At 36.2% G+C, this 25,440-nt stretch carries 17 protein-coding genes and 2 pseudogenes; 10 read left to right on the forward strand and 9 right to left on the reverse strand.

What is annotated here, in order from left to right:
* Nucleotides 1-206: 206 nt before the first annotated feature.
* From pyrE to secD, 3 genes are read right to left on the reverse strand one after another with little or no spacing between them, the layout of a single operon-like run.
* The gene (gene pyrE, locus AB6N09_RS03895; protein ID WP_411131634.1) at nt 207-809 is read right to left on the reverse strand and encodes an orotate phosphoribosyltransferase; all 603 of its coding nucleotides are present in this window, start codon (nt 807-809) and stop codon (nt 207-209) included.
* Nucleotides 810-815: 6 nt separating this feature from the next.
* Nucleotides 816-2,000, reverse strand: a complete 1,185-nt coding sequence (locus AB6N09_RS03900) for a dicarboxylate/amino acid:cation symporter (RefSeq protein WP_411131635.1) — start codon at nt 1,998-2,000, stop codon at nt 816-818.
* A 59-nt stretch (nt 2,001-2,059) separates the two neighbouring features.
* The gene (gene secD, locus AB6N09_RS03905; protein WP_411131636.1) at nt 2,060-3,574 is read right to left on the reverse strand and encodes a protein translocase subunit SecD; all 1,515 of its coding nucleotides are present in this window, start codon (nt 3,572-3,574) and stop codon (nt 2,060-2,062) included.
* Nucleotides 3,575-4,084: 510 nt separating this feature from the next.
* Here secD and AB6N09_RS03910 point away from each other — a divergent pair.
* Nucleotides 4,085-4,792: a pyridoxine 5'-phosphate synthase gene (locus AB6N09_RS03910; protein ID WP_411131637.1), complete on the forward strand. Its 708-nt coding sequence runs from the start codon at nt 4,085-4,087 to the stop codon at nt 4,790-4,792.
* Here AB6N09_RS03910 and AB6N09_RS03915 read toward each other — a convergent pair.
* From AB6N09_RS03915 to rplM, 3 genes are all read right to left on the reverse strand, one after another.
* Entirely contained in the window at nt 4,785-5,096 is a 312-nt protein-coding gene (locus AB6N09_RS03915; RefSeq protein ID WP_411131638.1) for an HU family DNA-binding protein, read from the reverse strand. The genes AB6N09_RS03910 and AB6N09_RS03915 overlap by 8 nt on opposite strands.
* 145 nt (nt 5,097-5,241) lie before the next feature.
* Nucleotides 5,242-5,688 (reverse strand): 30S ribosomal protein S9, encoded by a 447-nt coding sequence (rpsI, locus tag AB6N09_RS03920; RefSeq protein WP_411131639.1) that lies wholly within the window; start codon nt 5,686-5,688, stop codon nt 5,242-5,244.
* Between the two features lie 10 nt (nt 5,689-5,698).
* On the reverse strand, nt 5,699-6,157 hold the full coding sequence (rplM, locus tag AB6N09_RS03925) for a 50S ribosomal protein L13 (RefSeq protein ID WP_411131651.1): 459 nt from the start codon (nt 6,155-6,157) through the stop codon (nt 5,699-5,701).
* A gap of 132 nt (nt 6,158-6,289) precedes the next feature.
* Between rplM and AB6N09_RS03930 the strand changes: the two genes are divergently transcribed.
* From AB6N09_RS03930 to AB6N09_RS03940, 3 genes are read left to right on the forward strand one after another with little or no spacing between them, the layout of a single operon-like run.
* Nucleotides 6,290-7,531 carry a TolC family protein gene (locus AB6N09_RS03930; RefSeq protein ID WP_411131640.1) on the forward strand — a complete coding sequence of 414 codons (1,242 nt, stop codon included), beginning with the start codon at nt 6,290-6,292 and terminating at the stop codon, nt 7,529-7,531.
* 19 nt (nt 7,532-7,550) lie between these two features.
* Complete coding sequence (locus tag AB6N09_RS03935; protein ID WP_411131641.1) at nt 7,551-8,123, forward strand: PopZ family protein; 573 nt, start codon at nt 7,551-7,553, stop codon at nt 8,121-8,123.
* Nucleotides 8,124-8,142: 19 nt separating this feature from the next.
* Nucleotides 8,143-8,784 carry an RlmE family RNA methyltransferase gene (locus tag AB6N09_RS03940; protein WP_411131652.1) on the forward strand — a complete coding sequence of 214 codons (642 nt, stop codon included), beginning with the start codon at nt 8,143-8,145 and terminating at the stop codon, nt 8,782-8,784.
* A 12-nt stretch (nt 8,785-8,796) separates the two neighbouring features.
* Here the strand turns inward: AB6N09_RS03940 and AB6N09_RS03945 are convergent, their stop codons facing one another.
* Entirely contained in the window at nt 8,797-9,444 is a 648-nt protein-coding gene (locus AB6N09_RS03945; RefSeq protein WP_411131642.1) for a heme exporter protein CcmB, read from the reverse strand.
* Between the two features lie 102 nt (nt 9,445-9,546).
* On the opposite strand from AB6N09_RS03945, the gene AB6N09_RS03950 reads away from it, so the two are divergent.
* A complete protein-coding gene (locus AB6N09_RS03950; RefSeq protein WP_411131644.1) occupies nt 9,547-9,930 on the forward strand; it encodes a TraR/DksA family transcriptional regulator in 384 nt (127 codons plus the stop codon).
* A 79-nt stretch (nt 9,931-10,009) separates the two neighbouring features.
* On the opposite strand, the gene virB9 is transcribed toward AB6N09_RS03950, so the two are convergent.
* Entirely contained in the window at nt 10,010-10,795 is a 786-nt protein-coding gene (gene virB9 / locus AB6N09_RS03955) for a P-type conjugative transfer protein VirB9 (protein ID WP_411131645.1), read from the reverse strand.
* Nucleotides 10,796-11,346: 551 nt separating this feature from the next.
* On the opposite strand from virB9, the pseudogene AB6N09_RS03960 reads away from it, so the two are divergent.
* From AB6N09_RS03960 to AB6N09_RS03980, 5 genes and pseudogenes are all read left to right on the forward strand, one after another.
* Nucleotides 11,347-12,278 (forward strand): annotated as a pseudogene (locus tag AB6N09_RS03960) (Rpn family recombination-promoting nuclease/putative transposase).
* Nucleotides 12,279-12,617: 339 nt separating this feature from the next.
* A pseudogene (locus tag AB6N09_RS03965) lies at nt 12,618-14,657 on the forward strand (ATP-dependent DNA helicase RecG).
* A gap of 619 nt (nt 14,658-15,276) precedes the next feature.
* Nucleotides 15,277-17,880 carry an aconitate hydratase AcnA gene (gene acnA, locus AB6N09_RS03970; RefSeq protein ID WP_411131646.1) on the forward strand — a complete coding sequence of 868 codons (2,604 nt, stop codon included), beginning with the start codon at nt 15,277-15,279 and terminating at the stop codon, nt 17,878-17,880.
* 127 nt (nt 17,881-18,007) lie between these two features.
* Entirely contained in the window at nt 18,008-21,148 is a 3,141-nt protein-coding gene (gene putA, locus AB6N09_RS03975; protein WP_411131647.1) for a bifunctional proline dehydrogenase/L-glutamate gamma-semialdehyde dehydrogenase PutA, read from the forward strand.
* 335 nt (nt 21,149-21,483) lie between these two features.
* Nucleotides 21,484-23,400 carry a hypothetical protein gene (locus tag AB6N09_RS03980; RefSeq protein WP_411131648.1) on the forward strand — a complete coding sequence of 639 codons (1,917 nt, stop codon included), beginning with the start codon at nt 21,484-21,486 and terminating at the stop codon, nt 23,398-23,400.
* Here AB6N09_RS03980 and sdhA read toward each other — a convergent pair.
* Nucleotides 23,372-25,177: a succinate dehydrogenase flavoprotein subunit gene (sdhA, locus tag AB6N09_RS03985; protein ID WP_411131650.1), complete on the reverse strand. Its 1,806-nt coding sequence runs from the start codon at nt 25,175-25,177 to the stop codon at nt 23,372-23,374. The genes AB6N09_RS03980 and sdhA overlap by 29 nt on opposite strands.
* Nucleotides 25,178-25,440: the final 263 nt, after the last annotated feature.

A 25,440-nucleotide genomic window follows, 5' to 3' on the forward strand; every position in this document is an offset into this window, starting at 1 on the left:
TAGGTGAAATTAATAAAGACATGAGGTGCACATAGTGCAAAAAATTAAACATAAGACGCCAAACGTGATACTTTCGTCGTTTAACCTGCACAGATTGAAGCTAAATGAATAGCTCCAATACTACAATAAGGGTAACGGCGAAGGTTGTCAAGTAAATTTTGCATTTAATCCGTTTCTATGCTACTTGGATGACACTGAAAATAGGATTACTTTGCATAATTACTTAGATATTCCCTGCTCCCTGGCTTGGTTACAGGCAGTTTTCTCAATTCTTCAGGAAGCTCCGCTTCACTGTAGTTTTCAATGCTAAGCTCAAGCAAAGATATAACAGGAAAAGGCAATTTTGCTTCACTATTCCTCTTGATTAGAGCAGCTTCAGCAACGACTTTACCCCCCTTCCCTTCTACACATTCCATTGCTTCTAGTGAAGATTTGCCCGTGGTTATCACATCTTCAATCAGTAATATTTTCTCACCCTTTTTGATCTCAAATCCGCGGCGCAATTCAAACTTGCCATTAACGCGCTCGCAAAACATCGTCCTGATTCCAAGCTGCCTGCCAATCTCATAACCCACGATTATTCCACCAATTGCAGGAGATAGTATTAAATCTATTGGACTACTTAGCTCTTTTCTTATCTTGTTTGCCAATAGTTCGCAAACTTTCATGGCTCTGCTTGGATTCTCAAAAATCTTAGCGCATTGTATATATGTATCGCTATGCAGCCCTGATGACAGGACAAAATGCCCGTGCAAAATCGCTCCAGCTTCCTCAAATTCCTTCATTATTGGATCATCTTTGTCTAACATCGTTTTTTAAGTTTCACCCTTACACTCTTTATTGATTATTTGAGTTACGCAAACATCAGACCACACATTTATTGCAGTTTCACACATATCGATGATCGTGTAAATAGGCAAAATCAGCCCCATAATATACAAAGGAACGTTCATTGATACAAGATAACTAGTTGCCATAAAATAGCATCCCATCGGCACTCCAGCGTTGCCAATTGCAGCCCCTGTGGCTAAAAAAATCCATATAAACATTTCACTTAAGGAAAATGTGTGCCCATTCATCTCCGCAACAAACATTACTGTAATCAGAATAAACGCAGCACATGCGTTCATATTAATTGTTGTGCATATTGGCAAAATAAAGGACGACAATTTTTTTGGCACTTTTAGCTTATTTTGCACACAGTCTATGGTTATTGGCAGTGTTGCACTGGATGATTTAGAAAAAAACGCAAGTGTGAGCGCAGGCATAACTCCCCTTAGCGTCTGAATTGGTGATATGCCTTTATACCACATAAGTAGCGGTAAAACTAGAAACGCTTGCACGAAATTTGCAGACATTATGCAGGCAAAATACCACAAAAGACTATAGAACTCGCTGCCACCTTTTAACTCGTGCAAAAAACACGTGATAAAGGACCACAAAGCAAGCGGAATAAACTTCAGTATCCCTTGAGCAATTTTAAGTAACGCATCAAAAAGTGCAGAAAACACTTGATGTAATATATCCTGTTTTTCTCTTGAGAGTGAAATAACAGCTCTACCCATTAAAAAAGTGATCAACATGCTGCCAATAACGTTATTTTCAAGAAAGACTTGCACAAAATTTGAAGGAATGAGTGATTTCAAGTATGAAAAGTAATTGTAATTGCTGTCACTTACGCTTTCTATCGTGTTACTTATGAAATTTTTTCTCACTGGATCCATAAGTAAATAGAAAGATAGCGCAACAAACGCAGCTATAATGCTTGTAAGCAGCGTATAGAACAGTGTTTTCTTAAGTAAAGCTTTAATTTCAATTGAGTCTTTAAGTCCTGAAATTGTAGACACTATGGATAGAAAAACTAAAGGTAAACTGATCAATTTGAGTAAGCTGATAAATATATCACTAAATAGCCTTGCTACTTCAAATACTACTTCATTGTTTAAGTAGTACGAAACTATTGCAAGCAGTATAGAAAAGAGTATCGCAAACCTATGCATTGAAAATAAAACTTAAAAGTGATATTATACAACAATTTCGTTGTTTTGGAATTAGTAACTTAAAGCACCAACTTCTTCGGATCTACGCACAACTCTATCAGAAGTTTTGTGACTGTGATTGCAGAGAACATTGAGCATAAGATGCCTATTGACAAAGTAACAGAGAAGCCTCTGATTGCTCCGCTGCCGATGGCAAACATTATTCCCGCGGCAATTAATGTGGTGAAATTTGAATCGAGGATTGTCTTTATTGCGTTTTTAAAACCCTCTTCAATGGCACGAACTGTTCTTTTTCCTGACTTCATTTCTTCGCGAATGCGTTCGAATATCAAAACATTTGCATCCACCGACATACCAACAGTTAGCGCAATGCCAGCAATTCCAGGTAAAGTCAGAGTTACCTCAAGTAGGGTAAGAATTAATAGTATAGAAACTACATTAAAAAGCAGTGCAACAGAGGCTAACAAGCCTAACTTGCCGTAAATAATAATTATAAATAAAGCAACAGCTACGATAGAGATTATCGCTGCTATTTCTCCTGCTTTTATTGACTCTTCCCCAAGACTTGGACCGATATTTTTCTCTTCTATTATTTTAAGTGGTGCTGGCAATGCGCCAGATTTTAGAAGTATTGCAAGCTCACTCGCTTGTTTCTCAGTGAAATTACCACTAATTTCTCCCTCTCCATTTAGGATTGGTTCACGTATTGTTGGCACAGTTAAAACTGTGTTATCAAGAACAATTGCAAAGGGTTTTCCTACATTTTCCTTAGTGATTTTTGCGAATCTCTTACTTGCTATACTGTCGAATTTAAAATGTACTGTGGGTTTACCAAGTGAACCGAATCTAACTGACGCGTTAACCAGCGAATCACCGCCTATTTCAGTCTTGTGGAATATTGGATAAGAGTTACCTAAAGAATCTTTGAGTATGACAGTAGCTTCGTGGTCTATATCCTGCATTTTGGCAACATTAGTGTTTGCCAAGTGAAAAGCTAGCTTAGCAGTTTTGCCAAGCAGAGATTTTATTTGCTCGGTGTCTTCTACTCCAGGCACTTGAACTAATATCTTGTTCTGCCCTTGTTTTTGCACGCTTACTTCCCTCGTACCAAGCTTATCCAGGCGTCTTTGGACGTTATTTATCGACTCTGAAACTACTTCATTGATTAGAGAATTCTTATAATGAGGCTTATATGAAATGAAAATCGAGGCATCTTTCCTATTTAGCTCTAAATTTGGGTTTATTTTATGAACTAGCGTTGAAACTTTCTTATAGTCATCAGTATTATTCAATGTTACAATTACTTGTTTATCGCTTCGTATGCTAGATTCAATGTGTTTTGCTAGTAGGCTTTCTTTTATTTCATCGGCTAGCATACTCAATTTTTCTTTGAAGTAAGAATCCAAATCTACATTAAGAAGCAGAGATGACCCACCTTTCAGGTCAAGCCCTAGGTTTATTCTCTTTTTTGAAACAAGAAGCTTATTATCAAAGAGATTCGTCAGTATTACATATAAAGCAAGAAGGAAGATACACAGTACTGAAAAAGATTTAATTATAAGCCTATTGCACATAAGTTGTAGGTTTAAAATTGTAGTGTAAGTTAAAAATGAATTTTTGTAAAATTCTCTAAATAACCTACTGTGTCATCCAAGTAGTTCATAGAAACAGGGTCAAAAAACTACTTAACAAATTCCTCCGGTTCCCTTATTATGGCGTTGGAGCTGTTTATTTAGCTTCAATCTGTGCAGATTAAACGACGAAAGTATCACGTCTGGCGTCTTATGTTTAATTTTTTGCACTATGTGCACCTCATGTCTTTATTAATTTCACCTAGACTTCTAGGTTTTTCCCTATACAAGCTGAAACGCGCTTATAAGTCGTTTAAGACAGTATAGTACACCAATTTGCAGGATTAGAGAGTAAGCAACTTCTACCGCGGGGTTTCTTTTGTCTTTTTTTTCTGCTTGGTAAATTTCTTAAGCATAAAGGTTATACTAACTTTCGTTATCGGAAAGTAAAAAAATGACTGTGTAAAAGACCTAATAAGATTTATAATTTATAAACAATCTTTGAGGTGGATTATGAAACTAGGCGTTAACATCGATCACATTGCAACCCTCCGCAACACACGCGGAACTTCTTACCCAGATCCATTGAAAGCAGCAGAAGTAGCCATTGATGCAGGAGCAGATTTTATCACCGTACACTTACGAGAAGACAGAAGACATATTAAAGATGAAGATGTGTTTAACCTGAAAAAAAACATCGAAACTGAGCTAAACCTGGAAATTGCAGCTACAGAAGAAATGCTTGGAATAACAAAAAAGGTAAAACCCTATTCGATTAATATAGTACCAGAAAAAAGAGAAGAATTGACAACAGAAGGCGGCTTGGATGTAATTAACATGTACAGCAAACTCTCTAGTATAATAGAGGAGATGCATAGCATTGGTATAAAGGTTTCACTGTTTATCAATCCAAATATCGATCAACTAAAATATCTTGAAAAGCTAGAAAGAAAGCCTGACATAATAGAAATTCATACAGGAGATTACTGCGATAATCCATCAGAGGAAAAATTACAATCAATTACTAATGCTGCAGGATATATCAATAAACTAGGAATAGAATGCCACGCAGGACATGGCATAACCTATACACACGCTAAAATAATAAAAGAAATGCCTCACATCTCAGCTCTCAATATAGGCCACTCTTTAATCAGCGAAGCTATATTTTATGGCTTACACAGCGTAGTAAAAACAATGAAAACGATAATCTCTAACTAACTACTGCTTTTCCCTTTTCATTCAAAACAGTTAAAAGAGTCTTGCTCGCTTTAAATTTCACTCTTGTCTTTTTAGGGACAGTCATGATCTCACCGCTCTGAGGATTACGACATTGTTTCTCCCGACTTATAGCAGTAGAGAATGTACCTACCCCATGCAGACGTATTTCACCTTCTCTATCTAGCTCATCTTTTATTATTTTTATAAACGCATCATGAATCTTGCCCAAGTCAGACTTCGTTATATTTATATTCTGGCAAGAACAATCTTCTTTTAATTGTTTTATTATATCTTCTTTACTCATAAATTACCTTAATATTGAAAAATTTACACAAACAGCATATTACGTTCATATCAATAGTCAACTAAATTTATCGCGAAAATAGAATATATCATACACTTTTTTAATGTTTGCATAACACTTAACAAAAAGTTCCATAAAAAAATAACTACCTTTTAGAAAATTGACATTTCTTACGAGCCTTGTGTTGACCATATTTTTTACGCTCAACAATACGTGAATCTCGTGTTAAGAAGCCTTTTTTGCGCAATATAGAATGTAAGTCTTGGCTTATTTTACTTAAAGCTCTGCTTATTCCATGAGCTAAGGCACCTGCTTGACCAGACAGCCCTCCACCTTTTATTGTAGCAAATACATCATATTTATTGAGCATAGATGTTAGAATAAATGGCATTTTTACCATTTGGCATACTGATTCCCTTTTAAAGTAATCCAGTAGCTTGTCTTTCTGATTAACACTAAACTTTCCCCTCCCTGGCTTTATCCATACTCTTGCTGCAGATTCCTTCCTTCGGCCTGTAGCATATAAACGACCAAGCGAATCAATTACTGATTTAGTTGTTTTTTCTGATTGATTTGTTACAGAACTTTCCATTTTTACTCCATTATTTTTTATTTTTACGATTTAAAGAAGCAAAGTCTATCTTTTCAGGTTGCTGTCCTTGATGCTTATGCTCTGGGCCAGAATAAACATATAAATTTCCAAAACGTTTGCGTGCCATAGGACCATCATCAAGCATTCTTTTTACTGCCATTTCTATTACACGTTCAGGAAACTTACCATTTAAAATGTTATCTGGAGTAGTTCTTTTCAAACCACCAGGATAACCCGTATGCTTATAATAAATTTTCTCTTTAAGTTTCTTTCCAGTAAAATGCACCTTTTCTGTATTGGTGATAATTACATTATCACCGCAATCCATATGAGGTGTATACTCAGGTTTATGTTTTCCACGCAATAACGTTGCTACAAATACTGCAAGCCTCCCTACTACTAATCCTTCTGCATCTATGACAAACCATTTTTTATCGATTTGTTTTTCTTTTAAGAAAAAAGTTTTCATCATCTAAAATTATAAAATAGTAAGCTATGATACACTTAATTTCTAAATAGTGTCAACAACATTAGTTGTTGATTATTAAAGCAATTTGTGCTAGTAACTTAGTTGTGTGCAACTAATATATATAGGAGTAGAATGTTTCGGTTGATTATTACGCTTGCGATCATTTTTAGTGCTATAAGTTGTCACGCAATCGACCTTGAAGAAGTTATAAATAAAGCTATTAAAAATAGTTCAAAGCTAAAATCTCAATTCTACCAATACAAAAGTGCAGAAAAACAGCTAAAATCTGCCGGGTTAGCTGGGTTTCTGCCAGATATTAGTTTGCAATATAGGTTTAACGAAAAATTTGGTTTTGAGGATAAGACCGGTGTCAGACTTTGCCTTGGAAGGAGCTTGACATTAAATCAAGGAATAATAGACGGTGGTGGTACTTTTGCCACATTCAGTCGATCAAGTCATCTTCTCAAAGCAGAAAAGATTCGGTTTCAACAGTTAAAACAAGAGATTGCGCTCAACGCTGTGAAAGCATACGTTGACGTTCTACGCAGAACAGAAATATTAAAGTTGAGAGAGCACAAAGAACGCGTTTCTTTGGAGCACTTGTCAGCAATGAAAAAACGCCTTTCTCTTGGAGAGGTTACCAACGCTGAAGTTTCATTAGCAAAAGCAAAGTTTTCATCCTCGGTGTCGGAAAGAGTTGATGCTGAAGGTAAATTAAAATTGGCAAACATTGCTTACTTTCATTTAATTGGTGAGGATCCTGATGAACTCTCAGAAGCTAATGATAAGTTACCTTCCGTTCCGAAGCTAAATGAATGCTTACAATTAGCAAAAACCAATAATCTATCTCTAAAAGCAGCGATTTATCAAAAAAGAGCAGCTAAAATGGAAGTGATTGCTGAAACTTCCAAGTGGTTGCCCTCTTTGAATCTCAGCGCAAGTAAAGGCTTTAAAGAAGGCTTTAGCTTTGATACGCTTTTAGACAACGTCAATATTGTTTTCACTCTCGATATTCCAATTTTTAAAAGAGGAATCAATGCTTTTGGTATCGGCAAAGCTAAAATGGATGCAAAAAAATCTACCTATGATTATTATGAAACAGTAAAAAATATAGAAAAAGAGGTTGTGAACGCTTGGAATAACGTTCTGACAGCAAAGGCTGTCATTAAAGCAAGTCACGAAGCCGAAAAAGCAGCAGCTTTAGCGTTGGAAGGAGTTGAGCAAGAAGTCAACTTAAATTTGAAAAGCACAACTGAACTTTTGGATACTGAAGATGCACTATTCAAAGCACATTCGGACTTGGTTGAAGCAAAAAGCAACTATGTGATTAGTGTTTATAATTTGCTATTTATGATAAATAGTATAAATCTCTAAATTTAATGGTATTAGCGTTATGAATGATGGACAAAGCAATCAATCTGTAAAAGATATCCTAGAAGACATAAAAAAAGCCATATTTGGCAAAAATGCAAGTAGTGATGAGATGGAAATAGAGAAGGAAAAAGAAGATGATGATGTGCTGTATCTTGAAGAAGAATACTTGGAAGATTCTGAAGAAGATAGTAAGGAGGAGGATAATGAAAAAAACAACAACGTTCATGGTAAGGAAATGGTTTTCGATAACACCAAATTTAATATTCATAGTCACAATCTAGAGGAAAAAGAAGAGGTTCACTTGCAGCATAATACCCAAATGAGCAATAAAAAAGTGGATAACAGTAGCTCACAAACGCAAAATAAGGACCATCTAATCTTAAAAGATAATATGGAAGAGATTAAAGAGTTACTTGAAAGAATGCAAAGTGAACTACAGCATAAGCAACAAAAAAGAGTAAGTCTTACTGTTCAAGAATTAGTCACATCTCTTTTAAAACCTCAGTTGTCGGAATGGCTAAATAAGTATCTTCATACACTGGTGAAAGAAGTAGTTGAAAAAGAGCTAAAAGACATAATCAGTAATAAGTGATTCTTGTAGAGTATTAACAATAAAAACTAGAGTAAAAACAGCCAAAGGTAGAAAACTATCTTCAACTAGGTGGCTACATCGTCATTTAAATGACAAGTACGTACAAAAAACCAATAAGGATGGCTACAGATCGCGCTCGGTGTACAAGTTGATAGAAATAGATAATAAATTCAAATTACTCCAAAAAGGGCAAAAAGTCATTGATCTTGGTGCTTCTCCAGGTGGATGGTCACAAGTTGCATCTCGGAAAGGAGCAAATGTGGTTGCCATTGACATAAAACCAGTAAATACAATTGCTGGAGTAGAATATATACAATGTGATATAAATGAGCTTGAAATTTTAAGGAACAAATTTAAAGGCCAAAAATTCGATGTAATTTTATCTGACATGGCCACAGAATCCTGTGGGTTAAAATCGTTGGATCATATTAGAATCATGCTTTTATGCGAAGCAGCATTGAATCTTGCAAAGCACTTCTTGAACCATGGCGGCAAGTTCGTAGTAAAAATTTTTCAAGGAGAGTCCGATAAAGATTTTTACAACGAATTAAAAAAAATATTTAAAACAGTAAAATACTTCAAACCCAAATCAAGTAGATCTGAATCTACGGAAATGTATTTAGTAGGTTTAGACTTTGTCGATGGTAAAGATCTCAAATAATGGTAAAGCCTTCTAATCCTGTTCTACAGCAAATTTTAATGCCATATGAGTAGCTATAATGCTATTGACTATCAGAATAGCAAAAATAAAAGCAGTAATAAGCAACGTGTGAATACTCAAGGATAAGCTTTCAAGCTGAACTAGTAATTTAAAATATATAAAAACCGGCATTGTAATTGGCAAAACAAGAATTTGTGACATTCCAGATACTAGGTTGTTTCGACCAATCATTAGTGCATTTCCGACAGCTGAAATATTGATTACTATCAATGTGCTAAGCAATAAAGATGAGCCTACTGCTATTGAGTATTCAATATTATTACCAAGAACTACAAAGCTGAATATGGAAGAAATCGCTGAAATCGGTAACCCAAACGTTAACCAGTGAGCAAAAATTTTACAAGTAATTATAAGCTTAGAAGAAAGTGGCTGTATGAAAATTTGTTCTAATATTCCGTCATGATAATCGGAAGCAAATAAATTGCTTGTAGAGATTTGTAAAACAAATGTAGCACATATCCATGTTAATGTTAACATGACTTTTTGTTCACTGTTATTTTCAAGTGTAAACAAAGATAGGCTTAACATTACAATAAAAACAGATATTATATAGGTAAAGTTCTTATCATACATTGCTAGTTTTTTTATTAAACCAATCATACCAGGACTTTAAATGTTTATTATAAATTATAGTGTTTACTTATAGGTAGCATAATTTCTTGTTCGCAAATTATACAGGTTTTATTATCTAGTTGTAAGGTTATGGAAGAGTTACCAAAAATAAAATTACCAGAAGATTACACTCCTTCAGAAGACGAAGAATATATGAGCGTAAAGCAATTAGAGTATTTCAGTTCAAAGTTGCAATCGATGCTTACTGAGCTGGAGAAGAAAGAACTAAAGGATAGTGCATATTATTCTGATGAAGACAGTGGAAGCGAAAAATTAATCCAGCGCAGAAAAGACAGAAAGGAAAAAATTAAGGAGGCGTTAGAAAAAATAAAATTAGGCACCTACGGTTATTGCGAAGGAACAGGGGAAGAAATAGGAGTCGAAAGACTTAAAGCCAATCCGCTTGCCATATATTGTATTGAAGAGCAGGAAAGGTTAGAAAAAGAAAAGAACGTGTACAACACTGAAGATTAATGGGAATGTTGGTATGACAACCGTTTGAATCAATGTATGCTGAAAAGTGCTGTACCTGAGTCACTATAGCCTTTAACAGCTACTTACCATTTTTAAAAGGCATGTTTTCATTGAATAAGCAGACTGTACTTGATCCGTTCCTTAAGGTAAACACCGAGCCCACTCTTTCAATTATAAGATAATCATCAACTATACGGAAATTTACTAGAGATTCATATCCTGCAGAGTCAACCATAAAGACTGCTGGAAAATCAGAATTTGTCTTATTAAATTGCAGATATGTGAATTTTCCGTCATCAAAGACTTTAGTGGGTATTATTGACTCACTACCTTTTACATGTGAGATGGAATAATTAAAATTTAAGCCTTTCTTTACAACCTCAATATCACTTATGTCAGGAATAGTGTTGGGGTTAGCTTGCTCGAGAATATCACCGTTGTTGGTTGTGTAAATTTCATCGCTATTGAATAGTGGATAAAGAAACCTTACTTCATATGCTAATCTTGGATCATCCAATCCAGTTGCTTCCTCAGCATGAAGTTCAAAGTAATAAACTCTTTTGTTAGTAATTACAGTTGCGTTAGTGTCAGCGATATCATCTATAGGTTTGATAAATAGCCTGTTACCTTGAGGAACGAGCTGCCAACCAGTTGGATCACCCATTGAAAGGTTTTGTATTACTTCACCTGGCTCAAATAATATGCTCGATTGGTAACCATAAAAACCAGTGTACTTATGTATAGCCTGTGGATTATAATTGATGACTTTTATGTGACTTTCTGCAGCTATTGGACGTGGTTCCTGTTTTGCAAGTGCATCACCACAACAAAAAAACAACAGCACAACAAACAGTAAGCTAATCATAATATTAAAATTGTACACAGACCATCATTTTACCACTGGGAGAGATAAACTGCAACTGTTAATACCAATTTCCACTACACAGAAAGCAAATGGACGAAAGTGGAAAAAAGTTATAACGTTATCCGATAGAAACAAAAAAACTACTTGACAAATTCCAACAATTTCATTACTACAACGCCAATGGTATTTCTGACTCAAAACTTGTTTTTGATCTGCAGGCTCAATGACAAAATTCAGTAAAAAACTCGGGATATTTTTTTTTGCGGATTGCATCAAATTATATCTGCTGCATGTCTTTTTCATTTCTTCTGCATCCAGCCAAATCGCGCTTAAACTAAGCGTCAGTGAATTATTATAGCGCCAATTTAAAGTATTATAGAGTCAAAACTCGCCACCAGGGGTTTTTTGCCTTTTTCTCCATTGAGTAAATTTTTTAATATAATTGCAATTCAAGATGAGACTTGGATTCGTAGGCCAGTATATCCGGACAAAAAGATTGAATATTTTTACAGAATAGTGTATAATTATTAGTATTTTTAAGCACTATAGTTTTGGCTTTCTCAAAATTTCTCGACCCGAAGAATAATGTCGCGTTCCGGCGCATCTTTGGTACTGAAAAGAATAAGGACATTCTTATTCACTTTCTCAATGATATCTTTGGCTTTGCTGGCAAGGATGAAATAAATGAAATAGAGTTTAAGCACTATAATGGATGCTGAAATTACCTCCAAAAAGCAAAGTATTGTTGATGTTCTCTGCATAGATAAAAATGGAGTGCAAGTGATCATTGAAATGTAGGTCACTAAAACTAAGGGTTTTGAAAAACGTGCTCAATACTATGCAGCTAAGGCGTATTCAAGACAGGCTAATAAAGGCGATCAATATGAAGACCTTAAAGAAATTATCTTTATCGCCATTGCGGATTGTATACTATTTCCGGACAAGTCCTAGTATAAATCAAAGCACACTATTCGGGATGAGGATACCAATGAACATGATTTAAAAGATTTTTATTTCACATTTATTGAATTACCAAAATTTCCGAAAACGAAGGAAGACCAATTGGAGAATATAGTCGAAAAATGGGTCTACTTCTTCAAGTATGCGGAAGAAACTAGTGAAAGAGAGTTGGAAAGAATAATAGGAAGTGATGTAATAATCAAAAAAGCATATGAGGAGCTAAATAGATTCAACTGGTCAGAAAAGGAGTTCATAACATATGAGCAAGAGATCAAGCGTATTCGTGATGAGAAAGCTGTCCTCGCTCAAAAACTTGATGATGCTAGAGAGAAAGGTATACAAATCGGCAGACAAGAAGGTATACAAATCGGCGAAGAAAGAGGCATCAAAATTGGGGCAGAAAAGGGAAAAATTGAAGTGGCAAAACCTACTTAAAGCTGGCGTATCCTTCGACTTAATAACTGAATCTACTGGCCTTCCTAAAGCTGAAATTGCACAACTCAAAGAAGAAGTCACGAGTTAATTTCAAATCGCTTAGCCGAGCAGACACTGGTATTTTGAAGTATATATAAATAATTAGCCGCCAACAGGGCTTCTTTTGCTTTTTTCTCGTTTGGTGAATTTCTTAAATATTTATTACTAAAGTAGTATTATGAATTCCAGTGTCAGCTACTTGGATGACAAGAAAGGGAAGCGCTGGAATGACAGAAGAAGGGCTACTTGGATGACACTCTTCCAGTGAAAGTTGCTCTCAAACTACAATGTTCGTACAGCTGCAGGACGGCGGTATGATGTAGAGTGTAACCGTGAGGTGACAGAATTTTAAGAAAGCCCTATTATGGATAAACAATTTTACACATGTATGAGTCTCAACGAGCAACCAGATGTGCTAGCCATTCTAAATGGCAAGCTGGAGAATATACCTAAGTTTCATTCCACAATATTGCCTAAACTTTGTGGCGGAGATAGAGTAATGGACCTGCTGTTTTACAGGCCACACAGTTATGTAGATAGGAGTAAATCGCTACTTGATGCTCAAGTTGGAGAACTCACAACTTTTATGGCAAAAGTTCATGAACATCAGCCATCAACTTTTAGGGGTAGGCCATATAAAATAGTCGTTGAAGGCGAAAGTCAGTACATATTCATAGTCTTTTTTAATTATTCAGTTAAATATTTATATAAATCATTTCCAATTGGAGCCCATGTAATCATCAGTGGTAAACTTGATAAGTTTCCTGGATATTGGCAAATTACTCACCCAGACTACGTATCGCTTAACATCCACCAATTTGAAGAGATAGCTCGCATAGAGCCGGTTTACCAATTATGTCGCGGCATTACTAACAAGAGCATTAAAAACATAATAAATTCCAATCTAAAAGAGTTGCCTGATTTACCAGAGTGGATAGATGGTACATTAATCGGGCAAAAAATGGCTGAGTTGGAGAGAAAGCATCATAAAGCTGCACAGACCAAGGTCATTGGCAGAAGCGGAAGTTTGTCGTAAAAGGCTTGCTTATGATGAATTGTTTGCATATCAACTAGCACTAAAACCTGCAAGAGAAAATCACATAAGAAAAGGGAGAAAAGAATTTACAATATCTAATAAATATAAATAGCAAGTTTTAAATGGATTGTCGTTCCAATTAACAAACGATCAAATTCGTGCAATAAATGAAATTTCAGAGAGACAAAAATCCAAATACCGCATGGTAAGCTTGCTGCAAGGTGATGTCAGTAGTGGCAAGACCGTGGTTGCACTTTTTGTGATGCTGAGTGTTGTGGAAAACAACATGCAAGCAGCTCTAATGGCACCAACTACTATCTTAGCAGAGCAACATTATAATTGGATCGAAGAGGCTTTGTCTTGCACCGATATAAAAGTTGCTCTTCTTACTGGTAAAACTACGCGCAAAGAAAGACTATCATGAACGAACTTGCAAGTGGTATTTTAAATATAGATTGGCACTCATGCACTGTTTCAAGCTAACGTTACATTTAAAAATTTAGGGCTTGCAGTCATAGACGAACAACAGCGATTTGGGGTGATGCAGAGAAATCGTTTAGTAGGAAAGGGAGAAAATACCGACATACTTTTCGTTACTGCCACTCCTATCCCAAGGACTTTGCAGCAAGCCATGTATGGCGATGTTGAATGCTCCGTTTTAAGAGAAAAACCAAAATCTAGGTTGCCAATAAAAACTGTCATTATGAACATTAAAAAAGTACCAGATATTATTGAAAAACTGAAGGGTGCTATAAACAGGGGTGAAAAAGCGTATTGGATTTGCCATATATAGAAGAAAACGAAGAACTAAGTGTTGCTGCAGCAGAGATGTGCTTTCAGGAATTACAAAAAGCATTTTTTAATAAAGTTGGAATAATACACGGAAAACTAACTCAAGATCAGAAAGATCAAGCTATGTTTTCTTTCAAAAAAAATGAATTTTCCCTCCTAGTTGCAACAACTGTGATAGAAGTTGGTGTAGATGTACCAGATGCAACAATTATGATTATAGAAAATGCAGAGCAATTTGGGTTATCGCAATTACATCAGTTGAGAGGAAGAGTAGGACGAGGAAGCAAGCCATCTTTTTGCGTATTACTATACGATAATCTAAGCAAAAGCTCATCATCAAAGTTAAAGATCAGGTGTGAGTCACAAGATGGATTTCACATTGCTGAAAAAGATATGATGCTAAGAGGTAGTGGAGATATATTAGGCACAAAACAATCGGGATGCATGGAGTTTAAATTTGCTGACTTATACAAAGATAGAGAGCTGCTCAACCTTGCATACAATAATGCGAAAAGTGCAATTGCTGAGAGTAAATCTTTTGAACTACTGCTTGATATCTTCGAATATAGAAGTAGATTACACTTTTCAAAATTTCAGTGAACTTTCTCACACAGCCATATGAAAAATCAGTAATCCACTCTCTTTATATTATTCCGGCACCCCCTTTCTTGTCACCCAAATAGCTGACACTGGGATCTAGGATACTATTTTAGTAATAAATATTTAAGAAATTTACTAAGCAGAAAAAAGGCAAAAACCCAGAGTAGCTAGTTATTCACTATCTATCTTATAACATTGGCGTTTTTTGATGTTTTAAACGACTTATAAGCGCATTTCAGCTTGTATAGGTGAAAAACCAGAAGTTTTAAAAAGACATGCAGTACACACAGTGCAAAAAATTAAACATGAGACACCAAATATGCTAAGTTCTTTTGTCATTTAATCTGCACAGACTGAAGATAAATAATAGCTCCAGTCTTATAATAATGGTATCGGTGAAGGTTGTCAAGTAGTTTTTTAGTTCTGTTTTTATGGCTAAAAAATCTGAATTCAGCTAGCTACTACAATTATTTTTTCTTTCATCAAACTTGACATGAAAGGCGGTCTTGCCTCAGTTTACTTTTGACAATCAGGATTAAATATGTTCATCCTTGAAGTTCTTGCAGAAATGGTAATATCAGGGTTGGGTCTTTTCATTTAAATAATGGTTATACGTGTGATGAATAATTCTTTAAATTCAAAAACAATTTTAAACATTGACGGAAAGTCATATAGCTACTTTAGCCTTAGCGCTGCTGGTAGATTTTTAGGAATAGATCTAACTAAATTACCCTGTTCGCTCAAGGTATTACTTGAGAACTTATTGCGCAATGAGGATGGAATGAGCGTAAAGTTGGATGATATAAAAACACTAGCAAGTTGCGTTGAGAAACACGTTGATCACGAAATTAGCTACAAACCAGCAAGGGTATTAATGCAGGATTTTACGGGAGTTCCCGCTATTGTCGATTTAGCTTCAATGCGTAGTTATATAAAAAAAAGCGGAGGTGATCCAAACAAAATAAATCCGTCTGTACCGGTTGATCTTGTAATAGACCATTCTGTTCAAGTAGATAGTTATGCAAGTGCTTCTGCGTTTGGTAAAAACGTTGAACTGGAAGTAAAAAGAAATTTGGAGAGATATCAATTCTTGAAATGGGGCGAATCATCCTTCACAAATTTTAGGGTAGTGCCGCCTGGCACTGGAATTTGCCACCAAGTAAACATCGAATATTTAGCACGAGTTGTATGTAGCGATAATGGAGTTGTATACCCAGATACCTTAGTTGGTACGGACAGCCACACTACTATGGTTAATAGTTTATCGGTTCTGGGTTGGGGTGTTGGCGGGATAGAAGCTGAATCTGTGATGCTTGATCAGCCAATTAGTATGGTGATTCCAGAGGTAGTAGGATTTAAATTAATTGGAAAACTTTCAGAAGGAGTAACTGCAACTGATCTAGTGCTAACAGTTACAAATATGTTAAGAACAAAAGGTGTTGTTGGTAAATTCGTGGAGTTTTATGGTGATGGTTTGGATTATTTATCTGTGGCAGATAGGGCAACCACAGCCAATATGGCTCCAGAGTATGGTGCAACTTGTGGATTTTTTCCTATTGATCAGAAAACACTAGATTACTTAAGCTTAACCGGGAGGCCGGAAGAGCTGATTAAGTTGGTTGAAGTCTATGCAAAAGAGCAAGGACTGTGGCGAAGCAGTGACGAGTTGGGGTTTTTTGACATGCTGGAGCTTGATTTATCAAGCGTGGAGCCAGTAATGGCTGGTCCAAAAAGACCACAAGATAAGGTCTTTCTCTCACAAGTGGCAGATTCTTTTTCTACATCATTTTCAATTAGTGAGTCAAAGGAAAGTAATGTACTTCAAGACGGAAGTGTAGTTATTGCAGCAATAACGAGCTGTACCAACACCTCAAACCCAAGTGTGATGATTGCTGCTGGTCTTGTAGCACGCAGTGCAGTCAAACTTGGAATAAAATCAAAGCCTTGGGTTAAAACTTCTCTTGCCCCGGGATCACAAGTTGTAACAGAATATTTAGAAAAATCAGGATTACAGAAAGATCTAAATGCTTTAGGCTTTAATTTGGTTGGATACGGTTGCACAACCTGCATTGGAAATTCCGGTCCACTTGATGAAGATATAGAAAATGATATTAAAGGCAAAAACTTAACCGTCGCCGCGGTTTTATCTGGTAATCGCAATTTTGAAGGAAGAATCCATCCTTTAGTCAAAGCCAATTATTTAGCATCTCCACCGCTTGTTGTTGTGTATGCACTTGCAGGTACTGTGCAGATTGACCTAACAAAAGATCCTATATGCAAAGATAAGGATGGAAATGACGTTTATCTCAAAGATATATGGCCAATGAACAATGAAATCGAAGATTGTATTAAAAATGTGGTAACACGTGAGATGTTTATACAAAAGTATAAGAATGTTTTCTACGGTGATGAACACTGGCAAAAGATAAAGTGTTGGAGAAGTCAAATCTATAACTGGAACGCGGAAAGCACTTATATACAGAATCCTCCTTATTTTGATAATTTATCGACGGAGAATGATAAAAATAACGTGGTCGACATAAAGTGTGCGCGAATACTGGCAATGTTTGGCGACAGTGTAACTACTGACCACATTTCTCCTGCTGGAAATATTGCTTCAAATAGTCCTGCAGGTATGTATTTAAAAGATCTTGGAATTGAACCATGGGATTTCAACTCATATGGATCCCGTCGTGGTAACCATAACGTAATGATGCGTGGAACCTTTGCTAATATCAGAATAAGAAACGAAATGGTGAGCAATGAAGGTGGTTACACAAAACATATTCCTTCTCAAGAGACTATGTCAATTTTTGATGCAGCAATGCGATACAAAGAAGAAGCTGTTCCACTAGTTGTTGTTGCAGGAAAAGAATATGGCACAGGTTCAAGCAGAGACTGGGCAGCAAAGGGTACTGCGCTACTAGGAATTAAAGCTGTAATTGCAGAAAGCTTTGAACGTATACATAGATCCAACTTAGTCGGTATGGGTGTTCTTCCGCTCACATTTCAAGATGGAGTAACGACAAAGATATTCGACGGTAGTGAGATAGTGAGCATAAAAGGTAAAGTAGTGCCAAATGGAAATCTAGAATGTATCATTAAAAGAAAGGATAATTCAGAACAATCCATTCAACTTAAGTGCTGTGTACAAACTGCAACTGAGATGAAATACTTGATGAGTGGTGGAGTGTTAAGCTATATACTTGCGCAATCCTCTTGAGTTAGCAAAGTCATTAACTAAGCTTTTTGAGTCGATTCTGGCCCTTTATTTAAATAATAATTTATTCTACGCAAAGTTATGATATAATTTCACCTTACATATGGTAAAGGGTGTTTTGTAGATAATTATGATCAGTTCTATACAAGAGCCTAACGAATTACGAAAACGTTTGCAGGGATTTTATCGTACTGATGAAAAAAGTTGTGTACGTTATCTTGTAGAAAAAGCAGAACTTTCGGCTGATTCGAAAAATAGAATTTACAATATTGCAAAACAAGTTATCGAAAAAATTAAAGGCAATAAATTAGATATTATAGATTCTTTTATGCAGCAATATTCGCTTTCCAATGACGAAGGAATAGCGCTGATGTGCCTTGCTGAATCACTACTTAGAATACCAGACGATTATACAATAGATGAGCTAATCAAAGATAAAATTGCCAATCAAGAATGGAGTAAACATTTAGGGCGCTCCTCTTCATTGTTTGTTAATGCTTCTACATGGAGTTTAATGATAGGCAGTAGTATATTAAGGGCCAGTGAGGAAGATCCAAGATTCTATCACGCTATTTCTAGGTTACTTAAAAATTTAGGGGAACCAGTAATCCGCAAAGCAGTGAAACAAGCAATGTTGATGCTTGGTAAGCACTTTATTGTTGGGGAAAATATAGAAGAAGCATTGGAAAGTGTAAAATCAGATGATCATGGCAAATTCTTATGCTCCTTTGACATGCTTGGTGAAGCTTCTTGTACAGCTCAGCATGCGGAAGAATATTTTAATTCATACATGCATTCGATAAAAGCTATAGGTGAATCCACTGACATAAATGATTGCTTTAGATCACATGGAATTTCAATCAAGTTGTCTGCATTGCATCCACGTTATGAATTCTGCCAATTTGGTAATATAGCTGAAGAACTGAAAACTAAGGTGCTGGAGCTTTGTCATGAAGCAAAAAAGTACAATATTTCATTATGTATAGATGCAGAAGAGTCAGAAAGACTTGAGATGTCATTAGTTTTATTTGAACAATTGCGTCTTGATGAATCACTTTCTGAGTGGGAAGGGCTTGGCTTGTCTGTGCAAGCATATCAAAAACGTGCTTTGTCTGTTCTTGATTTTGTTGAAGATGTTGCTATTCGTTCAAAACATAAGATCATGGTGAGACTTGTGAAAGGAGCATACTGGGACTCAGAAATCAAGCACACACAAGAATTAGGGTTAAGTGGGTACCCAGTGTTTACTAGAAAAAGCTATACAGATGTATGCTACCTTGCCTGTGCACAGAAACTTTTAAGCAAAGCAAGTCACTTTTATCCATGCTTTGGAACTCACAACGCTTATACTTTTGCTACTATAATAGAGCTTGCCGATAAAAATCACCCTGGGTTTGAGTTTCAGCGCTTACATGGAATAGGTAAGGGCTTATATGATTATGTAATGTCAAAGCTTGCAACAAGTATAAATTGCCGTATATATGCACCGGTTGGTAAACATAGTGATTTATTGCCATACATTATTAGACGTCTTCTTGAAAATGGGGCTAATAGTTCATTTGTCCATCAAATAAATGATTCCAACGTTAAAATTGAAGAGTTAGTTTCAGATCCATTGGAAAAAGCTAAAAGCTTAGAGTATGAGCCTCATCCAAGTATTCCATTGCCACAAGATGTCTTTGGAGAAGAAAGGAAAAACTCCTTGGGGATGGATATTAGTGATTCAGTTACAGTTTGGCAATTTGCGAACGATATAAAAGAGTTTAGCGAAAAGAAATGGCAGGTTGGGTCGATAATTGACGGAGAGTTACTGTTTGACAGTACTGAATTTACCGAAGTGGTTAATCCAGCACATTTGGAAAACGTAATCGGAGAAGTATCAAGTACAACAAGTGATCAAGCTTTAAACGCTCTTGAAATAGCACATAGTGCTTTTGCTAAATGGCAGAATGTTTCAGCAGAAGAGCGTGCTAAGTACCTTGAAAGAGCTGCCGATTTGCTTGAAGAAAGGATGAAAGAGCTAATTTATATTCTAATTGTGGAAGCAGGAAAGATTTTATCCGATGCGATAGCAGAAGTAAGGGAAGCAGTCGACTTTTTGCGCTATTATGCAATGATAGCAAAAAATGAATTGAATAGCTGGAAAAAATTGCCAGGTCCAACAGGTGAAGATAATTTTATCTTTTTTGAAGGCAGAGGGGTTTTTTTGTGCATATCAACGTGGAATTTTCCACTCGCTATCTTTATTGGACAGATTGCAGCCGCACTTGCAGCAGGTAATTCAGTACTGGCAAAACCAGCAGAGCAAACGCCGATTATTGCTTGCGAAGCTGTTAAGATACTACATGAGGCTGGGATACCAAAAAACGCACTGCACCTCATTCCAGGAAACGGTCGGTATTTAGGTGAAACATTAATACCAGATAATAGAATTTCTGGTGTGGCTTTCACTGGTTCAATACAAACTGCTCAAATAATTAATAGAATGCTTGCTAGAAGAGACGGCCCTATTGTGCCACTCATTGCTGAAACTGGTGGATTAAATGCTATGATTGTTGACAGTTCTGTTCTCTTGGAGCAAGTGACTGTAGATGTTTTAATTTCTGCATTCCGTAGCGCTGGTCAACGCTGTTCTGCACTTATAGTGTTATTTATTCAAGAGGATATAGCAGAGAAACAGATAAAAATGATATGTGACGCAGTTCAAGAATTAAAGATTGGTGATCCAATACAACTTAGTACTGATATTGGTCCAATAATTGACAAAGCATCTATTGATATGCTGAATAAGCACGCGGAGAAAATGTCAAGAGATAAGGATTCAAGCCTTTTATCCAAGGTACCCATGAATACAAATTCTCATAATGGTTATTTCTTCCCTCCATATATTTATGAGATACAGAAAATTTCGCAATTAAAACAGGAAGTGTTTGGCCCTATTTTACATATTATACGTTTTAATAAGTTGCAGTTAAATGAAGTTATAAGTGATATAAACAGTACAGGATATGGGCTTACGTTCTCTTTGCAAAGCCGCATACAAAATCAGATCGATTTGATAAGCAAGAAAATGTCAGTTGGAAATGTATACATTAATCGCAATCAGATAGGTGCAGCAGTTGGAGTACAACCGTTTGGCGGTAAAGGACTATCAGGCACTGGACCAAAGGCTGGGGGACCTCATTATCTACAGCGTTTTTCTACAGAAAAAGTTGTGAGTGTCAACACTACAGCATTTGGTGGTAATACTACACTCATGTGCTTGGATTGATTTGTAGATATTTTTTTTTAAAAAATGTTAGATGTATGGTCCTAGAATAGGATGCGGGGCTGAGCATGTTTCGCAAGGTATTCCTAATTTACTTTAGCTATATTTATTATTTTTTAAGATTAAATGGTTAAAATAGTAGATAAATGCTAAAGTGAGGTTTAATTATGATAGCAAACTTTCCAATAGAAACTAGTGTTTTACCTTTCCACCTGTACTTCGATTACACATACAACATTTAGCTCAATTTAAAAGTCTAATTCAATTTTAGTTGTCAATTTAAGCAGAAAAAGCATCAATGCTGGCAACTGAGAAGGTTTTAATATTGAGGGGTTGGTATGAGTACAGACATAACTGCACTAACTACTAATTTAGGTAAATTAGATGAATGCACAGATAAAAATGAAAAACAAGAACAGGATAGAAAAGAAAAAGACGAGCAATTGTCTGGCGCTATAGAGAGAAAAGTAACAAAAGAAAAACATAAGCGCGAAAGGCCAATAGGTCGAGATGGAACTATCAAGGAATGTAAAAGGTTATTAAAGGAAGGTGCCAGTCCTACAGTATTAACTAAATTAGAAAAGTCGCTTAGAGGACAAGAAAAATATCATAGGTATTATGTCCAGTGTTTTCTTCCGGTATTGAAGAGAAAAATATCAAAAAAATTAGACCCTATAAAAAGAGAAGAAATAGAAAAAGTAATTTCTAACATTATTGGAGAAAGCGTCAATCACAATCATTACAGTCGTAGAGATAGTCAAGACAGTGGAATTGGAAGTGATAGCGATGATAGACGTCAAACTGATAATATGAATGTTAACGATCGTTTATTGGAAGCAGCAAAACGAGGCAATAAGACAAAAATTAAGAGGCGTGTGCAAGAAGGTGCACACATTAACACAAAAGACAGTAAAGGCAACAATGCTCTACACTATGTTATTGCTTTACCACAAGGGCAGCAAAGAATCGCGTGCTTAAATCTAATATTAAGTTTAGTGAAAAGGGGAAAAATACCTAAAGATGAACTTATTGAAGCTATAAATCCCGAAAAAGGGCAAACACTAATACAAAAATTGCTATTTAATAAAATAACTAAGGGAGAGCATAGCTCTGAAAGTGTATCCGGAAAAGTTAGAAAATTTCTTAAAATGCAATTTACGAAATATGATGATAATACAATAGAAGCTGCTATAAAGTTGTTTGAGTTAGGAGCTAACATTGGTGATTTGCAGTTATCTAAAGAAGAATTGCAGAACTTAGATAGAGAACATGAGAGGTATTATCTTAAATTCATAGAAAAATTAGCAGAGTCGATAAAGAAACCTGAATTAAAACAAGAGATAAAAACACAAATTAAAAAAATTATAGCATATACTATTAATACTCCAGATAGTAATGGTAATTATTTGTTACATTCAACAATTAATAATTATGATAAAGAACTTTTTAAAGAATTATTGCAAAAAAGAGTGGATGTTAGCCTTAAGGATGCAAATGGCGATAATGCCTTACACCGTATTGCTTTACTTAAAAAGGAGCACAAAATTACATATTTAAAGTCAATATTAGATTTAAAAGAAGAAGGAACAATACTTTCAAAGACATTGCGTGAGGCTATAAACACCAAAAATAATGATAACAGATATCCAGCACAGGTCGCATTAGTCAGACAAATAGAAAAGATACCTAGTAAGTTAAAGGACTTTTCTAAGTGGGTTAGACCAAGACCCACAAAACATTATTATACTGCTGAATTTTGTGCAATGTTATTACAAAATGGCGCTGAAAATAAAAGTGATCATATCACAATAGAAAGATACGATAATAAGAAATATTATCACACCAAAGAAAGAATCCAAGAGTTAACAGGTGTAAGCCCTAATCGGGAAGTAGATGAAGCGCTTAATCAGAAGTTTTCTAAGAATAGGAAACGTGGTAATAATATAGATCTCCCAGTAAGATGGATACTTGGAGGTTTAATTTTTGCAACAGTATTTAGTGCTTTAGCAGGAAATATGGTTGTTGCAGCTGCCTTATCGGTTACCATAGCAGTTTGTGCAATATGTTACCCTGCTTATTTAAAATTAGAAAAATTCCTTAATGATAGGAACTCGAAAACACAAAAGTCATCAGATCAACCAAAACACACTGAAAGTTCTCCTAGTCCTAAAGTAGATAATGTACTAATACAGGTATTAAAGGATTGTCAGGAATTTAACAAGCAAATTAATACACCCTCCTCTCCGGGGCGATGAAATCAATCTCATCGCTTAGAGTTTTTTCGGCAACTTTCTTGTAATCAATTTTTACATTTATTTTGCCTTTCTTTTCTTCGAGCCACGCTATAGTGTGTTTCATCCAGTCTTTATCATCACGCTCTGGGAAATCTCCACGAGCATGGGCACCTCTGCTTTCTTCGCGATTGGCTGCGCATTCCATAGTGATAACTGCTTGTGGAATCATGTTGGCAAGTTCCAGCGCTTCAACTAAATCACTGTTCCATATCATACTGCGATCTTCAATTGCAATGTTAGGCATCATTTTCGCTACTTCTTTTATAGCTTTTTTACCTTCCTCTAAAACTTCAGCAATGCGGAACACGGATGCATATTTTTGCATAGTGTGTTGCATTTCGCTGCGTATTTTTGATATCCTTAGCTCTCCAGAAGCAAATCGCATTTTGTTGAACCTATCAACTATCCAGTCTATGCAATCTGAGTGCAATTTTTTGTGCGGTGCATGAGGTTTTAGCTTCTCTTTCGCTCTAAGCGCTGCAGCTCTACCAAAAACTACAAGGTCAAGAAGCGAGTTAGAGCCAAGTCGATTTGCACCGTGCACAGAAACGCATGCTGCCTCTCCAATTGCAAACAACCCTTCTACTACTTCTTCCTTACCTTTCTTCAGTGTAATCACTTCTCCATGATAGTTGGTTGGAATGCCGCCCATATTGTAGTGAACAGTTGGAATGACCGGTATTGGATCTTTAGTGACATCAACACCTGCAAAAGTCTTTGCAGTTTCGCTAATTCCCGGAAGTCTCAATTTTATTACTTCCGGATCAAGATGTGCTATAGTTAAATATATGTGGTCTTTTTTTGGTCCAACGCCTCTGCCTTCTCTGATTTCAATTGTTATTGCCCGGCTTACCACATCACGAGAAGCCAAGTCCTTTGCTTTTGGTGCATAGCGTTCCATAAACCTTTCGCCCTTAGAATTAACGAGATACCCGCCTTCGCCGCGACATCCTTCCGTCATCAAACATCCTGAACCATATATTCCTGTTGGATGAAATTGCACAAATTCCATATCTTCAAGTGGCAATCCAGCTCTTACCACCATGCCATTACCATCACCTGTGCAAGTATGCGCGCTCGTTGCAGAGAAGTAAACACGCCCATATCCACCTGTTGCTAGCACCACCGAATGTGCACGAAATCTATGTAGTGTACCGTCGCATAGTGACCAGGCAAGAACTCCGCAGCATGCCACGGTTTCGTTATCCATTATTAAGTCAATTACAAAGTATTCAACAAAAAATTCTGCGTTGAACCTAAGACACTGCTGATATAGAGTGTGAAGGATTGCATGTCCAGTCTTATCTGCTGCTGCACAGGTGCGTTGCGCTGATTTTCCTTTACCAAAGTGAGTTGTCATTCCACCGAAGGCACGCTGGTATATTTTGCCATCTTCTGTACGTGAAAAAGGTACGCCAAAATTTTCAAGCTCAATGACAGCTTTAGCAGCGTTTTTACACATATATTCTATTGCATCTTGATCGCCAAGCCAGTCTGAACCTTTTATTGTGTCATACGCATGCCAGCGCCAATTGTCCTCAGCAATATTCCCTAAAGCCGCACTAATTCCGCCTTGTGCTGCAACCGTATGACTGCGTGTAGGGAAAATTTTAGAAATGCAAGCAACTGAAAAATTAGTTGCAGCCATTCCAAGTGTTGCCCTAAGTCCTGCTCCACCTGCGCCCACTACCACTACATCATACTCATGTTCTATGATTTCGTACGCTGATTTATCCATATTTGCTCATTATAACCACAGGCTTATAATACCATGGAAGTGGGGAAAATCCATACAAGTTTTCTAGATACAATAAATTTCTCGAATATCAAACCAGCTTTGGCATATGCGAAAAAATTACTTTACAACCTTCGCGGACTCCCTTAATTATGGTAGTGGAGCTATTCATTTAGCTTCAATCTGTGCAGATTAAACGACGAAAGTATCACGGTTGGCGTCTTATGTTTAATTTTTTGCACTATGTGCACCTTATGTCTTTATTA

This window comes from Wolbachia endosymbiont of Tettigetta isshikii (assembly GCF_041154185.1).
Classification (GTDB): domain Bacteria; phylum Pseudomonadota; class Alphaproteobacteria; order Rickettsiales; family Anaplasmataceae; genus Wolbachia.

What these genes read in the sequence shown, in the direction of transcription:
- AB6N09_RS03910 (WP_411131637.1), top strand. Translation starts at nt 4,085, where the DNA reads ATGAAACTAGGCGTTAACATCGATCACATTGCAACCCTCCGCAACACA.
- AB6N09_RS03915 (WP_411131638.1), bottom strand. Translation starts at nt 5,096, where the DNA reads ATGAGTAAAGAAGATATAATAAAACAATTAAAAGAAGATTGTTCTTGC.
- virB9 (WP_411131645.1), bottom strand. Translation starts at nt 10,795, where the DNA reads ATGATTAGCTTACTGTTTGTTGTGCTGTTGTTTTTTTGTTGTGGTGAT.
- AB6N09_RS03930 (WP_411131640.1), top strand. Translation starts at nt 6,290, where the DNA reads ATGTTTCGGTTGATTATTACGCTTGCGATCATTTTTAGTGCTATAAGT.
- acnA (WP_411131646.1), top strand. Translation starts at nt 15,277, where the DNA reads ATGAATAATTCTTTAAATTCAAAAACAATTTTAAACATTGACGGAAAG.
- AB6N09_RS03950 (WP_411131644.1), top strand. Translation starts at nt 9,547, where the DNA reads ATGGAAGAGTTACCAAAAATAAAATTACCAGAAGATTACACTCCTTCA.
- pyrE (WP_411131634.1), bottom strand. Translation starts at nt 809, where the DNA reads ATGTTAGACAAAGATGATCCAATAATGAAGGAATTTGAGGAAGCTGGA.
- putA (WP_411131647.1), top strand. Translation starts at nt 18,008, where the DNA reads ATGATCAGTTCTATACAAGAGCCTAACGAATTACGAAAACGTTTGCAG.
- AB6N09_RS03980 (WP_411131648.1), top strand. Translation starts at nt 21,484, where the DNA reads ATGAGTACAGACATAACTGCACTAACTACTAATTTAGGTAAATTAGAT.
- AB6N09_RS03900 (WP_411131635.1), bottom strand. Translation starts at nt 2,000, where the DNA reads ATGCATAGGTTTGCGATACTCTTTTCTATACTGCTTGCAATAGTTTCG.
- rpsI (WP_411131639.1), bottom strand. Translation starts at nt 5,688, where the DNA reads ATGGAAAGTTCTGTAACAAATCAATCAGAAAAAACAACTAAATCAGTA.
- AB6N09_RS03945 (WP_411131642.1), bottom strand. Translation starts at nt 9,444, where the DNA reads ATGATTGGTTTAATAAAAAAACTAGCAATGTATGATAAGAACTTTACC.
- secD (WP_411131636.1), bottom strand. Translation starts at nt 3,574, where the DNA reads ATGTGCAATAGGCTTATAATTAAATCTTTTTCAGTACTGTGTATCTTC.
- rplM (WP_411131651.1), bottom strand. Translation starts at nt 6,157, where the DNA reads ATGAAAACTTTTTTCTTAAAAGAAAAACAAATCGATAAAAAATGGTTT.
- sdhA (WP_411131650.1), bottom strand. Translation starts at nt 25,177, where the DNA reads ATGGATAAATCAGCGTACGAAATCATAGAACATGAGTATGATGTAGTG.
- AB6N09_RS03935 (WP_411131641.1), top strand. Translation starts at nt 7,551, where the DNA reads ATGAATGATGGACAAAGCAATCAATCTGTAAAAGATATCCTAGAAGAC.